Raw genomic sequence first — 14,773 nt, forward strand, 5'->3', positions numbered from 1 at the left:
CCGGGTGCGCACCTGAGGGCTCTCGTCAGAGAGCCCTTTTTCGTTCAGAGGCGTCCTGCCGACTTCAGGGTGAGGTACGCGTCCGCCAGGGCGGGGGCCAGTTCGCCGGGGGTCGCGTCGACGACGGTGACTCCGTGCCGGCGGAGTTGTTCGGCGGTGCGATGGCGTTCCGTCTGGGCCCGTGCGGCGGCCGCGGCCTCGTAGATCGCCTCGGCGCTGCCGCGGGATGCTGCCATGCGGGCGATGTGGGGGTCGGCCACGGACGCCACCAGTACGGTATGGCGCTGGGTGAGCTGTGACAGAACGGGCAGGAGGCCCTCCTCGACGGGAGCCGCGTCGAGCGTCGTCAGCAGGACGACCAGAGAGCGGCGTGGTGCCGTACGCAGGACCGCTGCGGTGAGGCCGCGGGCGTCCGTTTCGAGGAGTTCCGGTTCCAGGGCGGCCATTGCGTCGACCAGGGAGGGCAGGACGTCTCGGGCCGTGCGGCCCTGGACGAGAGCGCGGACGCGGCGGTCATAGGCGAGGAGGTCGACGCGGTCGCCGGCGCGGGACGCCAGGGCGGCCAGCAGGAGAGCCGCATCCATGGCGGCGTCCAGGCGGGGCGCGTCGTCGACGCGGGCCGCGGAGGTACGGCCGGTGTCGAGGACGAGAAGGATGTGGCGGTCGCGTTCGGGGCGCCACGTGCGGACGGCGACCGCGGTCTGGCGGGCTGTCGCACGCCAGTCGATGGAGCGGGTGTCGTCACCGGGCACGTACTCGCGGAGACTGTCGAACTCGGTGCCTTCACCGCGTTGCAGGGTGCTGGTGCGGCCGTCGAGCTCCCGCAGGCGGGCGAGTTTCGAAGGCAGGTGCTTGCGGCTGGTGAACGGCGGCAGGACACGGACCGTCCAGGGGACCTTGTGGGCGCCTTGGCGGGAGAGGAGACCGAGAGGGCCGTAGGAGCGGATCGTGACGCGGTCGGCGTGGTGGTCGCCGCGGCGGGTGGGGTGCAGGCGGGTGATGACGCGGCGGCGCTCGCCGGCGGGCACCGTGAGGCGGTGGCGGGAGGCTGCGGTCTCGGTGCCCGGGTGCCAGCTGCTGGGGGGCCAGGCGTCGCGGAGGACGGCGCGCAGGGGGCGTGAGGAGGGGTTGGTGACGGTGAGGGTGATGTCGGCGGGGTCGCCGAGGCGTGCCGAGGTGTCGCCGGAGCGGGTCAGGAGCAGGCGTCGTACGGGGGCCGCGAGGGCGTAGTCGCAGGCGCAGGCCAGGGCCAGGGGCGCATTGACGGCGAGGATGCCTGTCCAGCTGGGTGCCCAGAGGCCGACGGGCAGGGAACCGAGGGCCGCGAGGAGGGCGGTGCGTCCGGTGAGGGCCATCAGCGGGGGGCCGGGACGTGGGTGAGGATCGCGTTGATCACGGAGTCGGCGGTGACGCCTTCCATCTCGGCCTCCGGACGGAGTTGGACACGGTGGCGCAGGGTGGGCAGGGCGAGGGCCTTGACGTCGTCGGGGATGACGTAGTCGCGGCCGGTGAGCCAGGCCCAGGCGCGGGCGGTGCCCAGGAGGGCGGTGGCGCCCCGCGGTGAGACGCCGAGGGCGAGGGAGGGTGACTCGCGGGTGGCGCGGCACAGGTCGACGACGTAGGCGGTGATGGCGGGGGAGATGGCCGTCTTCGCGACGGCGGTGCGGGCGGCCTCCAGGTCGGCGGCGCTCGCGACGGGGCGCACGCCGGCGGCGCGCAGGTCGCGCGGGTCGAAGCCCTCGGCGTGACGGGTGAGCACGTCGATCTCCTCCCGGCGTGAGGGGAGGGGGAGGGTGAGTTTGAGGAGGAAGCGGTCCAGTTGGGCTTCGGGCAGGGGGTAGGTGCCCTCGTACTCGACGGGGTTCTGGGTGGCGGCGACGAGGAACGGCTCGGGGAGCGGGCGGGGGGTGCCGTCGACGGTGACCTGGCGTTCCTCCATGGCTTCGAGGAGGGAGGACTGGGTCTTGGGCGGGGTGCGGTTGATCTCGTCGGCGAGGAGGAGGTTGGTGAAGACCGGGCCGGGCTGGAAGGAGAACTCGGCGGTCCGGGTGTCGTAGACGAGGGAGCCGGTGACGTCGCTGGGCATCAGGTCGGGGGTGAACTGGACGCGTTTGGTGTCGAGTTCCAGTGTGGCCGCCAGGGCGCGTACGAGCAGGGTCTTCGCCACGCCGGGGACGCCTTCGAGGAGTACGTGGCCGCGGCACAAGAGGGCGACGACGAGGCCGGTCACGGCGGGGTCCTGGCCGACCACGGCCTTCGCGATCTCGGCTCGCAGGGCCTCCAGAGAGGCGCGGGCCCCGTCCGGGTCCCCGGTGTTCCCGGCGTTGTCAGTGGTCGGGGCCATCATGGACGGCGTACCTCTCTTTCGAGGGCGTCGAGTCGGTCGGCGAGGGAGACGAGGGCCGCGTCGTCGCTGGGCGGCGGGCCGAAGAGGAGGGAGTTCAGGGGCTGTCCGCCGGTGCCGAGGTGGGCGGACAGGGCGGTGACGAGGGCTTCGGGCGTGTGGGCGCGGGCGGCGGGGACGCCGACGAGAGGGGCGAGGCGGGTGCGGGTGCGGGAGCGAAGAGCGTCAGCGGCGCGGTCGCGGGCGTCGGCCTGGTGGTAGAGGCGGGCGCGGCCTTCGACGGTTTCGCCGGCGCGGATCACGACGGGGAGCTTCTCGGGGACGAGTGGGCCGAGTCGGCGTGCCCGCCACGAAGCGGCGAGGGCTGCCGCGACGAAGAGTTGCAGTGTGCCCCAGAGCCAGCCGGACGGGATCAGGTCGAAGAAGGTCTTCTCGTCGTCGGCGGTGGCTGAGGGGTCGGACAGTGAGGGGAGGTACCAGACCAGGTGCGGGCGGGAGCCGAGGAGTTGCAGGGCGAGGGACGCGTTGCCCTCGTCGGCGAGTCGCTCGTTGTGCAGGATGTCGGGCGCGCCGAGGACGACGGTGTCCCCGTCTCCGGTGGTGGCGGGCAGGCGCAGCACCGTGGCGAGCCGGACGCTGGGGTAGCAGAGGTCGGCGTCGAGGCGGGTGGTGGTGTAGCGGATGCCTCCGGTGTCCGCGGCGCCGGCGCGGCGGGCGGCGGGCAGGTCGCAGTCGGGGGAGAGGGTGGAGGTGCGGCTGGTGACGGGGTCGGCGGTGACGCCGGGGGCGAGGCTGCCGACGGACGGGCTGCCGGGCGCGACGAGGACGGTCCGGCTGCCGGACGTGGCGTACGCGGTGTGCAGACGCGCCTGCTGGTCCTCCGTCAGCTGGTCGGGCTGGGCGACGAGGAGGGTGGTGTCGGGGGCGGCCGCGGCGCGGGCCTCGTCCAGGGTGGTGACCACGCGGGTGGTCACGCCCCGGTCGGCGAGGAGTTCGGCGACGGCCAAGCTGCCGTAGGGGGTGGCGGACCGCGGATCGAGGGCACCTTCACGCTCGCCGGAGCGTACGACGGCGAGGGCGACGGCGGCGGCCAGCAGCACGGCGACGGCGAGGACGACGCCTCGCGCGCGCGTCCACCTCTGGCGGGCGGTGGGGGATGCCGAGGTCGGGGACGCCGCCGGGCGGGGGGAGAGCGGGGGGCCGGTGGTGGTCACGGGGCGGCGTCCCCGTGGGCCCGGTGGGTGGTGGCGGTGCCGGTGGTGAGGTGGGGTCTGGCGCGTTCGAGGTCGTGGTCGAGTTCGGCGATGCGCCGGTACCGCGGTTCGTCGGCGGCGCGGCCGCCGTATGTGACCTCGTCGAAGTCGTGGGCGGCGGCGCGCAATCGGTCGGCGTGGTCGGGCAGGGCGCGGCTCGCCTCGGCGGCGGCCTCGTCGGCGGTGCGGCCGGGGCGGGCGTCGAGGAGTGCACGTTCCTCCAGGGCGCGGACGATCGCGCGCACGGTCTCCTGGAGGGCTTGGTTCCAGTTGCCCCGGGCGGCGTGCTCCCCGGCGGCCGCGCGGTGCTGGGCGGCGCTGCTCGGGCGGTGGCCGAACAAGGCGGTGGCGGAGACGGGCCGGCGGCGGGGTGTGCCCAGCCGCCACCAGAGGGCGGCCAGTACGGCGGCGACGGCCAGGACGACCACGACGAGGCCGACCGCGCCGCCGGGTGTCGCGGACGAGGCGGAGTCGAGCAGGTCGCCGACCCAGTCCCACAGCGTGTCGAGGGCCCGCTCGAACAGGCTCGGGGCGTCCTCGTGGTATCGCCGCTCGGCCAGTTCGCGGCGGGCGGCCTCCCGCGCGGGGTCGCGTGGGACGGTCAGGGGCGGTCCGTCGTCGTCGGCGGTCCCGGACAGCGGGCGCACGACGGAGAGAGGGCGCACGACGGACAGCGCGTGCGCGGTGTGGCCGGCGGGCAGGAAGGCGCTCAGGGCGAGGTCGGTGGCGTGGGAGAGCAGTGCCGTGGCCGTGTCGGACACGCCGGGCAGCGGCCCTGGGCGCGCGTCGCGGGCGGTGTGCAGCAGGGCCCGGACTGCTGTGGCGGCCGGGCCCTGCGCCGCCGGTGCGGCGGTGAGCACTCCCCCCGTCACGCTCACCGCATCAGCTCCGTGGACTCGGGCCGGCAGCGGCGGCGCCGGGGTTCTGGACGCCGGCGGAGCGGGCCAGGTCCAGGTCGAGGGCCTCGCGGCGGATGCGCTGGTCGATGTAGAGCAGCACCGTGACGCCGGCCGTGATCGGGAAGGTGATCGTCGACCCGATCACCGAGCCGATCCCGCTGATGACGAGGTAGGTCCAGCCCAGGTGGGCGTCGGTGTCGAAGAAGGCACCGACGCCTCCGTCGCCCGCGGCGGCGCCGGCGAGGGAGAAGGGCACGATGACGATCATGGCGACGAGGTTGGCGATGACCGCGGCGAGCAACTGGATGCCCAGGACGCGCCACCAGGAGCCGCGCACCAGCTTCGCGGAGCGGATCATCGCCTTGCGGATGCTCTGCTTCTCGAGCATCAGCGCCGGCGAGGCGAGGGACAGGCGGACCATCAGCCAGACCGCGACGACGAACGCGCCGATCAGGCCGAGGGCGGTGATACCCGCCCCCGCCTGACCGGCGCCCGCGAGAGCCAGGAGGATGCCCGGGAGCGCGCCGACCAGGAGGACACCGGAAAGGATCAGCACCAGCAGGGCGATCAGCCCGAACAGCCTGGGCAGCCGGGGGCGGGCGTCGCGCCAGGCCTCGGCGACCGTGACCGGCCTGCCGAGGACGGCCCGGCTGGTGACGGCGGTGAGCAGAGCGGTGGCGATGACATTGCCGATCACGGTGATCAGCATGACGGCACCCGAGCCGAACAGCGCGTCCCGTGCGGCGGCGAGCCGCTCGTCCAGGGTGGCGCCGGCGTCGTTGAGGGCTGCCGAGCCCGCGACGTCGTTGAGGACCAGACCCTGCAGCAGGACGACGACGCCCTCGATGACGACGGCCACGGTCAACGAGATACCGAGAACCGTGCGCCAGTGCGTGCGCATCGTGGAGACCGCGCCGTCGAGGATCTCGCCCACGCCGAGCGGGCGCAGCGGGATGACGCCGGGCTTGGCCGCGGGCGGCGGACCGCCCCAGCCCGCGCCCCAGCCGGAGGCGCCGTAGCCCGGAGGGCCGCCGGACGGGCCGTAACCGCCAGGGCCCGCCGGGGCGCCCCAGCCGTGGCCGCCCGCCGGGCCTGCCGGGGGCGGGCCACCCCACCCGGGGCCCGCGGCAGCCGGGGGCGTCGGAGCCTGGCCGGGCCCCTCCGGGCCCGCGGGCGCACTCCACTGCCCCGCCGGAGGCTGCTCCTTCGACCACTTCGAGCCCGGATCCGGCGACGCGGCCCCGGACCGCCCGGCGGACTGCTCGCCGGGCTGCTCCGGAAGCTGCGCGGCGTCGGGGCGCTCCACGGGCTCGGCAGGGCCGGACGGCTGCGGCCGCTGCCCGTCGGACGGGGCGGATCCGGGCGAGGCCCAGCCCGGAGTGTCGTTCATCGTCGCTCCTTCACGGTGCCCGTCCGCGGTCGCGGCGGCAGTTCCGCAGCCATCGTGCCATGGGCCGGTCATCAGGCAACCTGCCGCTGTCCGGCCTGCAGACCTTCAATAGTTCACCGGACAGGGGGCAGACTGGCCGCATGGCTGATCAGTACGCGCAAACCGGCGAGGGCGAGCGGCCCACCGAGATCCCGGTCATCCGCTGGGAGGAGCCACCCGAAGGCCCCGTGGTGGTCCTCCTGGACCAGACGAGACTGCCGGCCGAGGAGGTCGAGCTGGTCTGCACCGACCCGTCCGCGCTCGTGGAGGCGATCCGCTCGCTCGCCGTTCGCGGGGCGCCACTGCTGGGCATCGCCGGCGCGTACGGGGTCGCGCTCGCCGCCGCGCGCGGCTTCGAGGTCGAGGAGGCCGCGACCGCACTGACCGAGGCCCGGCCCACCGCCGTCAACCTCGCCGTCGGCGTGCGACGCGCCCAGACCGCGTACCGGACGGCGTACACCCGCGACGGCGACCCCCGGCAGGCCGCCGAGGCCGCACTGGCCGCGGCCCGGCAGCTGCACCGGGAGGACGCCGAGGCGAGCGCCCGCATGGCGGCGCACGGGCTGGCCCTGCTGAACGAGCTGCTGCCCGGCGGCGGGCACCGGATCCTCACCCACTGCAACACCGGATCGCTCGTCTCGGGCGGAGAGGGAACGGCGTTCGCGGTGGCCCTCAACGCACACCGGACGGGACGGCTGCGACGCCTCTGGGTGGACGAAACGCGTCCTTTGCTGCAAGGTGCTCGCCTGACGGCGTACGAGGCGGCGCGCAGCGGCATGGCGTACACCTTGCTGACGGACAACGCCGCGGGCTCCCTGTTCGCGGCCGGAGAGGTGGACGCGGTGCTGATCGGCGCGGACCGCATCGCGGCCGACGGTTCGGTGGCGAACAAGGTGGGCAGCTATCCGCTCGCCGTGCTCGCGCGCTACCACCACGTGCCGTTCATCGTGGTCGCCCCCGTGACGACGGTGGACCCGCAGACGCCCGACGGGGCGTCGATCGAGGTCGAGCAGCGCCCCGGCTTCGAGGTGACCGAGGTCACCGCACCCCAGGTCGCCGTGACGGGGCCCGGAGGCGGTACACCGGTGGCACCCCTGGGGACCCAGGCGTACAACCCGGCGTTCGACGTGACGCCACCCGAGCTGGTGACGGCGATCGTCACGGAGGAAGGCGCAGTGTCACCCGTGACCGCCGAAGCTCTCGCCGAGCTGTGTGCCAGGTCACGCCAGGTTTAACGATGAGCTAATGGGATGATGTCGTTTATGAAGGGAAGAGTCCTTGTCGTCGACGACGACACCGCACTGGCCGAGATGCTCGGCATCGTGTTGCGTGGTGAAGGTTTCGAGCCGTCTTTCGTAGCCGACGGCGACAAGGCGCTGGCTGCCTTCCGTGAGACCAAGCCCGATCTGGTGCTGCTCGACCTGATGCTGCCTGGGCGGGACGGCATCGAGGTCTGCCGTCTCATCCGGGCGGAGTCCGGCGTGCCGATCGTGATGCTCACGGCCAAGAGCGACACCGTCGACGTCGTCGTGGGCCTGGAATCCGGCGCCGACGACTACATCGTCAAGCCGTTCAAGCCGAAGGAACTCGTCGCCCGCATCCGCGCACGGCTGCGCAGGTCCGAGGAACCGGCGCCGGAACAGCTCGCCATCGGCGACCTGGTCATCGACGTGGCCGGGCACTCCGTGAAGCGGGACGGACAGTCGATCGCGCTGACGCCCCTGGAGTTCGACCTGCTGGTCGCACTCGCGCGCAAGCCGTGGCAGGTGTTCACCCGCGAGGTACTCCTCGAACAGGTCTGGGGCTACCGGCACGCCGCCGACACCCGGCTGGTGAACGTCCATGTCCAGCGGCTGCGCTCCAAGGTCGAGAAGGACCCGGAGCGCCCCGAGATCGTGGTGACCGTGCGTGGCGTCGGTTACAAGGCCGGACCGAGCTGACATGGCCGGGGACAGTGCCGTTTCGGCCCCCGGCCGGTCCGGGGAACGTCCGGGGCGGCCTGTCGGCCGGAAGAAGACCGGCACCCGCCGGCAGCGCCTCGCAGCGGGCGGACTGCTGCAGGGCGGAGTGCAGGGCAGCCCCGTCCTGAGGCTGCTGCTGCGCTGGGTGCGCCGCCCCCTGCTGCCGCTCATGCGGCTGTGGCGGCGCAACCTCCAGCTCAAGGTCGTCGCCACCACCCTGCTGATGTCCCTGGGCGTCGTGCTGCTGCTGGGCTTCGTCGTCATCGGCCAGGTACGCAACGGGCTCCTGGACGCCAAGGTCAAGGCCTCCCAGAGCCAGGCCACCGGCGGCTTCGCCGCGGCCAAGCAGAAAGCCGACGAGGCGGCGACCGCCGCAGCCGCCGACGGCGCCCCCTCGGACGAACGCTCCTCGCAGAACGTCATCGAGTGGATGAGCGCCCTCGTGTCATCGCTGTCCAGCGGCGGACAGGGCGCCTTCGAGGTCGTCACCCTGCCCCCCGGCGACGACAGCGGCGGCGGCCGCGGCCCCCGCACCTCCAACGGCGTCGCCCCCAACAAGAGCGTGCCCGCCAACCTGCGCGAACGCATCAACAGCGGAAACGGCGCCGCCCAGAGCTACACCCGCATCATCTACCTCGACCCCCACAAGCCGTCCCAGCCCGCCCTCGTCATCGGCAAACAGGTCAACGACCCCAACGGCGACCCCTACGAGCTGTACTACCTCTTCCCGCTCACCCAGGAGGAGAAGTCCCTCAGCCTCGTCAAGGGCACCCTCGCCACCGCCGGTCTCTTCGTCGTCGTCCTCTTCGGCGCCATCGCCTGGCTCGTCGTACGCCAGGTCGTCACCCCCGTCCGCATGGCCGCCGGAATCGCCGAACGGCTCTCGGCCGGACGCCTGCAGGAACGCATGAAGGTCACCGGCGAGGACGACATCGCACGCCTCGGCGAAGCCTTCAACAAGATGGCGCAGAACCTGCAGCTGAAGATCCAGCAGCTGGAGAACCTGTCCCGGATGCAGCGCCGGTTCGTCTCCGACGTCTCGCACGAACTGCGCACCCCCCTGACCACCGTCCGCATGGCCGCCGATGTCATCCACGAGGCCCGCGAGGACTTCGACCCCGTCACCAAGCGGTCGGCGGAACTCCTCGCCGACCAGCTCGACCGCTTCGAGTCGCTCCTCGCCGACCTCCTGGAGATCAGCCGCTTCGACGCCGGAGCCGCCCAGCTCGAAGCCGAACCCATCGACCTCAGAGAAGTCGTACGGCGCGTCGTCGGCGGTGCCGCACCGCTCGCCGACCGCAAGGGCACCACCATCCGCATCACCGGCGACCAGCAGCCCGTCGTCGCCGAGGCCGACGCCCGGCGCCTGGAACGCGTACTGCGCAACCTCGTCGTCAACGCCGTCGAACACGGCGAGGGCAAGGACGTCGTCGTCAAACTCGCCGCGGCCGGCGGAGCGGTCGCCGTCGCCGTCCGCGACTACGGCGTAGGGCTCAAGCCCGGCGAGGCCACCCGCGTCTTCAGCCGCTTCTGGCGCGCCGACCCGGCACGCGCGCGCACCACCGGCGGCACCGGCCTCGGACTGTCCATCGCCCTGGAGGACGCCCGCCTGCACGGCGGCTGGCTGCAGGCGTGGGGCGAACCCGGCGGCGGCTCCCAGTTCCGGCTCACCCTGCCCCGGACCGCGGACGAACCCCTGCGCGGCTCCCCCATACCCCTCGAACCCAGGGACTCGCGCCGCAACCGCGGACTCAGTGACGCCGGCCTGCCCCACGGCGGAGAGAAGACCGCCACCCTGCCCCTGAAGACGGCCGGCGAACACCTCTCACCCGCCCGGACACCGCTCGGCCCCCGCACCGCGGGTGCCGCCCCCACCGCCGACCCCACGGCGCTGCCCGGCAACGGCGCACGCGTGGTGCCCCGGCCCACCGCGACAGCACAACGACAGCACGGCACACCCGCCGCCGACGCGGCACACCAGGAGCCCCCCGACCGCGGCGACCGCGAGCACAGCGCGGCGGAGGCCTCCGACGACCAAGGGGAGGACTTCCGTGGGCGCTGACCGCCCGACGCGAGACCGGCGCGCCGCGGCCGGCGCCAGGCACGCCGCACGCGCCGCCGCATGCGCCGCGCTCGGAGCCGCACTGCTGGCCGGATGCGCCTCCATGCCCGACAGCGGCGACCTGCGCGGCGTGGAGTCCACCCCCAAACAGGACAGCCAGGTCCGCGTGTTCGCCCTGCCGCCCTCCGAGGACGCACCGCCCTCCGCGATCGTCCAGGGCTTTCTGGAGGCCCTGACCAGCGACGACCCGCACTTCTCCACCGCCAAGCAGTACCTGACCGGCGACGCGGCACGCACCTGGCGGCCCGAACTGTCCACCACCGTGCTCCTCGACGGCCCCGAGGCCGTCGCCGACCGCACCGGAGACCAGGTCGACGGCACCGACTACGCCTTCACCCTCACCGGCACCCGCCTGGCCACCGTCGACGCCCAGCAGTCGTACACCGCCACCCCCGGCGACTACAGCCAGGCCGTGCACCTCACCCGCGACAAGCGATCCGGGCAGTGGCGCATCGACGCACTGCCCCAGGGCGTCGTCATGGGCAAGTCGGACTTCCAGCGCAACTACACGTCCGTCGACAAGTACTACTTCGCCTCCAACACCACGGACGGCACCGCCCGCCAGCCCGACGCCGTCGCCGACCCCATCTACGTGCGCCAGCGCGTCGAGCCCATGACCCAGGTCGTGCGCTCCCTGCTCGGCGGCCCCGCCATCTGGCTGCGACCGGTCGTCCGCTCCAGCTTCCCCACCGGGACGGCCCTGCAGAAGGGCACCGACACCCTCACACCCGACGACCAGAACAAGCTCACCGTGCCCCTCAACGACAAGGCCGCCGGAGTCGGGCACGGCCGGTGCGACGAGATGGCCGCCCAACTGCTGTTCACCCTCAAGAGCCTCAGCCCCGCCGTCGAAGAGGTCGAACTGCGCGCCGGCGACAAGAGGCTCTGCTCGCTCAGCGCGGACCGGGCACGGCTCGTCGCCGACCGCGGCTCCGACGCCCGCGCGGACTACCTGTACTTCATCAACGGCGAGCACCGGCTTGTCCGCATGGCCAACACCGACAGCAGCCACAAGGCGGCCGAACCCGTGCCCGGCGCCCTCGGCCAGGGAATCCGCGCACTGCGCTCGGTCGCCGTCACCCGCGACGAGCACGTGGCGGCCGGAGTCACCCTCGACGGCAGCGCCCTCTACGTCGGCTCCCTGGTCACCGGCAGCACCCTCGGCGAACCCGCCCTGCGCAGCCACGGCGTCACCGAGAACGACCGCCTCACCACCCCCAGCTGGGACGCACAGGGCGACCTGTGGGTCGCCGACCGCGACACCGCCGCACCCCGGCTGTACGTCCTGCCCAAGGGCACCCGCGCCCCCGTCACCGTGCGCACCCCCGGTCTCGACGGGCGGATCGACGCCGTGAGGGTCGCCGCCGACGGGGTGCGGGTGGCGCTCGTCGTCGCCAAGAACGGCAAGCAGTCCCTGTTCATCGGCCGGATCGAACGCGACACCAAGAGCGGCGAGGAGGCGGCCGTTGCGGTCCAGGAACTGCGCTCCGCGACACCGGAGCTGGAGAAGGTCACCGCCATGTCCTGGGCGGGCGACAGCCGGCTCGTGGTGGCCGGACAGGAGTCCGGCGGCGTGGAACAGGTCCAGTACGTGCAGTGCGACGGCTCGATCCCCGAGGGCAGCACCCTGCCCGGGCTCACCGACGTGCAGAGCATCGCCGCGTCCGCCGACAGTGAGACCCCGCTGTTCGCCACCTCCGAGGACGGCCTGCTCTGGCTGCCCGGCGGCAGCGGCTGGAGGACCCTGAAGCAGCCGGCGTCAGCCGTCTTCTACCCCGGCTGACCTGCGAGGCCATCAGCCACCACCGAGCCCCCTGAAGCCTTTCCACAGGGGGCTCGGGAGTTTTCCACAGGGGTGGTGGCCCCCGCCGCCGCACGGCACATTGGACCCCGTGAACGGCGTACGGCAATGGTGGCAGGACCTCACCGACCTCATGCTGCCGGGCGAGTGCGGAGGCTGCGGACGCCCCCGCACCGTGCTCTGCCCCGCATGCCGGGCCGCGCTCGGCGGATCCCTGCCACGCCGGGTGCGGCCGGTGCCCGAGCCACCGGGACTGCCCGCCGTGTACGCGGCGGCGCCCTACACCGACGCGGTGCGCGCGATCCTGCTCGCACACAAGGAACGGGGCGCCCTGGGGCTGGGGCGGGCGTTGGGGGAGGCGTTGGCGGGGGCTGTGGGGGTGGGGGTCGGGGAGGGCGGGGAGGGGGAGGGGCCCCCGGCAGGACCCCCGAGCGCTCTCCTCCTGGTCCCCGTCCCCTCCGCCCCCCGCGCCACCCGTTCCCGCGGCCACGACCCCACTCGCCGGATCGCGCTCGCCGCCGCCGGTGCGTTGCGGCGGTCGGGGACGGCGGCGCGGGTGGCGGCGGTGCTGCGGCACCGGCGGCCGGTCGTGGACCAGTCGGGGCTCGACTCCCGGCAGCGGTTGGGCAATGTGGTGGGGGCGCTGGGGGTGACGGCGGCGGGCAAGCGGGTACTGGCCGGTGGGCGGGTGGTGCTGGTCGACGACCTGGTGACGACGGGTGCGTCGCTCGCGGAGGCCGCGCGGGCGGTGCGGGAGGCCCTGACGGATGTGTACGACGGGGCTGCGGGGGGAGGCGTAAAGGCGAGGTCCGCGGTGCTCGGTCCGGGCGCCGGGCAGGGGCCGCGGGGCCGGTGGCGAACCGCCGGCTCCGGCGGTCCCGGTGGCGGCGAACGGGCTGGTCGCGGCGGGATCGGCGTGGTGTGTGCCGCGGTGGTGGCCGTGTCACCGGATTCTTTCCTGAATAAACCGGAACTGAGTGTGAAGTCGCGTCGTTGCAGGTAATGAGAAGGGGAATTCACCTGAACGGAGGTACGCCGCGGTAGAGGGTGACGACATCCGTCCGGGCGAGATATGTTCGGTTGTGAGGGAAAGCCGCAGGCCACACCTCTCAAATCCGAATGCCGTGCTGTGGTGGTGGGTAATCACCCGCAGCATCGGGGGTGGAGATCGCGCCCGTGGGGGAGGAGGAGGTGGAAGTCACCGAGTCCGAGGCTCCGGTGCTCACCGGAGTCTGGTGCGAAAGGGAGATGCTCCGCCAGGGTTGCGGAGTGATCCGGGAACGGAGTTCTGCGTGGACATCGTCGTCAAGGGCCGCAAGACCGAGGTGCCCGAGCGGTTCCGCAAGCACGTGGCCGAGAAGCTGAAGCTGGAGAAGATCCAGAAGCTCGATGGCAAGGTGATCAGCCTCGACGTCGAGGTGTCCAAGGAGCCCAACCCCCGGCAGGCGGACCGGAGTGACCGAGTGGAGATCACGCTCCGCTCCCGCGGTCCGGTGATCCGGGCGGAAGCGGCGGCCAGTGACCCGTACGCGGCACTCGATCTGGCGGCGGAGAAGCTGGACGCCCAGCTGCGCAAGCAGCACGACAAGCGGTACACGCGGCGCGGCGCGCGTCGGCTCACGGCAGCGGAGGTCGCCGACCACGTCCCGGGTGTGGCGACGCTCAACGGCAACGGTCACGCCCTGGTGGGTGAGGAGCCGGAGGGTGTCCCCACCAAGAAGATCGGTTCGCTGGAGATCCAGGGCGAAGGTCCCCTGGTGGTCCGCGAGAAGACGCATGTGGCTGCCCCGATGACGCTCGACCAGGCCCTCTACGAGATGGAGCTGGTCGGACACGACTTCTATCTGTTCGTCGACTCCGAGACCAAGGAGCCCAGTGTCGTCTACCGGCGGCACGCATACGACTACGGCGTGATCCACCTCCGCACGGACACGATGGTCACGCAGGCGCACGCACCCGAGTCCGGGGGCGTGCTGGGCGGCTGAATCGCCCCGGTGACGGTTTGAGCGGTGCCCCTGGAGCGCGTGTGCGCCCCCAGGGGCACCCGTGTGCGCCCCCTTCGCGCCCCGCTCTGTCACCGTGGTGTCGTCCGGGCATGGAATCATGGCCGCAGCGGCCCAACCGGTGGGCCGTGGCCTTGCGTTGGCGCTGGCACTGGACCCACGGCCACAGCCTTCAGGGGGAGGAACGATGGTGGACAGCTTCGGACCGATGCGGGACGGTGACGCCGACGGTGGTGTCCCCGGCATGGGCCCGGGCGCGGGCACGGACACCGGTGCGGGTTCTTCGCGCGAGGAGCCGATCCGGGTCCTGGTCGTGGACGACCACGCCCTGTTCCGCCGTGGTCTGGAGATCGTCCTGGCTGCCGAGGAGGACATCCAGGTGGTCGGTGAGGCCGGGGACGGTGCGGAGGCGGTGGACAAGGCGGCGGATCTGCTGCCGGACATCGTCCTGATGGATGTCCGCATGCCCAAGCGGGGCGGGATCGAGGCGTGCACGTCCATCAAGGAGGTGGCCCCCAGCGCGAAGATCATCATGTTGACGATCAGCGACGAGGAGGCCGATCTCTATGACGCCATCAAGGCGGGGGCGACGGGGTACCTCCTGAAGGAGATCTCGACGGACGAGGTGGCCACCGCGATTCGCGCGGTGGCGGACGGCCAGTCGCAGATCAGTCCGTCGATGGCGTCGAAGCTGCTCACCGAGTTCAAGTCGATGATCCAGCGCACCGACGAGCGGCGGCTGGTGCCGGCGCCGCGGCTCACGGACCGTGAGCTGGAAGTGCTCAAGCTGGTGGCGACGGGGATGAACAACCGGGACATCGCCAAGGAGTTGTTCATCTCCGAGAACACCGTGAAGAACCATGTCCGCAACATCCTGGAGAAGTTGCAGCTGCACTCCCGGATGGAGGCGGTGGTGTACGCGATGCGGGAGAAGATCCTCGAGATCCGGTGAGGCGGGCCG

General features: G+C 72.7%; 12 protein-coding genes. 7 read left to right on the forward strand and 5 right to left on the reverse strand.

All coding sequences use genetic code 11. From position 1 onward, the window contains the following. Positions 1-44: 44 nt before the first annotated feature. From ACSLTV_RS18825 to ACSLTV_RS18845, 5 genes are all read right to left on the reverse strand, one after another. Positions 45-1,355, reverse strand: a complete 1,311-nt coding sequence (locus ACSLTV_RS18825; RefSeq protein ID WP_432133357.1) for a DUF58 domain-containing protein — start codon at positions 1,353-1,355, stop codon at positions 45-47. Then, the gene (locus ACSLTV_RS18830; RefSeq protein ID WP_435612513.1) at positions 1,355-2,347 is read right to left on the reverse strand and encodes an AAA family ATPase; all 993 of its coding nucleotides are present in this window, start codon (positions 2,345-2,347) and stop codon (positions 1,355-1,357) included. Before ACSLTV_RS18830 ends, ACSLTV_RS18825 begins: the two co-directional genes overlap by 1 nt. Next, positions 2,344-3,558 carry a DUF4350 domain-containing protein gene (locus ACSLTV_RS18835; RefSeq protein ID WP_435612514.1) on the reverse strand — a complete coding sequence of 405 codons (1,215 nt, stop codon included), beginning with the start codon at positions 3,556-3,558 and terminating at the stop codon, positions 2,344-2,346. The genes ACSLTV_RS18830 and ACSLTV_RS18835 overlap by 4 nt, the downstream gene beginning before the upstream one ends. After that, positions 3,555-4,298: a DUF4129 domain-containing protein gene (locus ACSLTV_RS18840; RefSeq protein WP_432158799.1), complete on the reverse strand. Its 744-nt coding sequence runs from the start codon at positions 4,296-4,298 to the stop codon at positions 3,555-3,557. The genes ACSLTV_RS18835 and ACSLTV_RS18840 overlap by 4 nt, the downstream gene beginning before the upstream one ends. Before the next feature lie 181 nt (positions 4,299-4,479). Further along, positions 4,480-5,886, reverse strand: a complete 1,407-nt coding sequence (locus ACSLTV_RS18845; protein WP_435612515.1) for a glycerophosphoryl diester phosphodiesterase membrane domain-containing protein — start codon at positions 5,884-5,886, stop codon at positions 4,480-4,482. 140 nt (positions 5,887-6,026) lie between these two features. Between ACSLTV_RS18845 and mtnA the strand changes: the two genes are divergently transcribed. The 7 genes from mtnA (at position 6,027) to ACSLTV_RS18880 (ending at position 14,764) form a co-directional block, all read left to right on the forward strand. Beyond that, positions 6,027-7,160: an S-methyl-5-thioribose-1-phosphate isomerase gene (mtnA, locus tag ACSLTV_RS18850; protein WP_432158793.1), complete on the forward strand. Its 1,134-nt coding sequence runs from the start codon at positions 6,027-6,029 to the stop codon at positions 7,158-7,160. A 15-nt stretch (positions 7,161-7,175) separates the two neighbouring features. Next, entirely contained in the window at positions 7,176-7,865 is a 690-nt protein-coding gene (gene mtrA, locus ACSLTV_RS18855) for a two-component system response regulator MtrA (protein ID WP_015659998.1), read from the forward strand. Between the two features lies 1 nt (position 7,866). Further along, positions 7,867-9,948 carry an MtrAB system histidine kinase MtrB gene (mtrB, locus tag ACSLTV_RS18860; protein ID WP_432133352.1) on the forward strand — a complete coding sequence of 694 codons (2,082 nt, stop codon included), beginning with the start codon at positions 7,867-7,869 and terminating at the stop codon, positions 9,946-9,948. After that, positions 9,938-11,791: an LpqB family beta-propeller domain-containing protein gene (locus ACSLTV_RS18865; RefSeq protein WP_432133351.1), complete on the forward strand. Its 1,854-nt coding sequence runs from the start codon at positions 9,938-9,940 to the stop codon at positions 11,789-11,791. The genes mtrB and ACSLTV_RS18865 overlap by 11 nt, the downstream gene beginning before the upstream one ends. 109 nt (positions 11,792-11,900) lie before the next feature. Beyond that, a complete protein-coding gene (locus ACSLTV_RS18870; protein WP_435612516.1) occupies positions 11,901-12,812 on the forward strand; it encodes a ComF family protein in 912 nt (303 codons plus the stop codon). A 289-nt stretch (positions 12,813-13,101) separates the two neighbouring features. Continuing rightward, the gene (gene hpf / locus ACSLTV_RS18875; protein WP_432158795.1) at positions 13,102-13,794 is read left to right on the forward strand and encodes a ribosome hibernation-promoting factor, HPF/YfiA family; all 693 of its coding nucleotides are present in this window, start codon (positions 13,102-13,104) and stop codon (positions 13,792-13,794) included. A 205-nt stretch (positions 13,795-13,999) separates the two neighbouring features. Beyond that, positions 14,000-14,764, forward strand: a complete 765-nt coding sequence (locus ACSLTV_RS18880) for a response regulator (RefSeq protein WP_432133349.1) — start codon at positions 14,000-14,002, stop codon at positions 14,762-14,764. The last annotated feature ends 9 nt before the right edge of the window (positions 14,765-14,773 follow it).

This window comes from Streptomyces sp. bgisy159 (genome assembly GCF_965341775.1).
Taxonomy (GTDB): domain Bacteria; phylum Actinomycetota; class Actinomycetes; order Streptomycetales; family Streptomycetaceae; genus Streptomyces.

Bases quoted from the DNA above. Each gene is read 5' to 3' on its own strand.
- ACSLTV_RS18880 (WP_432133349.1), top strand. From the start codon at position 14,000: ATGGTGGACAGCTTCGGACCGATGCGGGACGGTGACGCCGACGGTGGT.
- ACSLTV_RS18845 (WP_435612515.1), bottom strand. From the start codon at position 5,886: ATGAACGACACTCCGGGCTGGGCCTCGCCCGGATCCGCCCCGTCCGAC.
- mtnA (WP_432158793.1), top strand. From the start codon at position 6,027: ATGGCTGATCAGTACGCGCAAACCGGCGAGGGCGAGCGGCCCACCGAG.
- ACSLTV_RS18825 (WP_432133357.1), bottom strand. From the start codon at position 1,355: ATGGCCCTCACCGGACGCACCGCCCTCCTCGCGGCCCTCGGTTCCCTG.
- mtrA (WP_015659998.1), top strand. From the start codon at position 7,176: ATGATGTCGTTTATGAAGGGAAGAGTCCTTGTCGTCGACGACGACACC.
- ACSLTV_RS18830 (WP_435612513.1), bottom strand. From the start codon at position 2,347: ATGATGGCCCCGACCACTGACAACGCCGGGAACACCGGGGACCCGGAC.
- mtrB (WP_432133352.1), top strand. From the start codon at position 7,867: ATGGCCGGGGACAGTGCCGTTTCGGCCCCCGGCCGGTCCGGGGAACGT.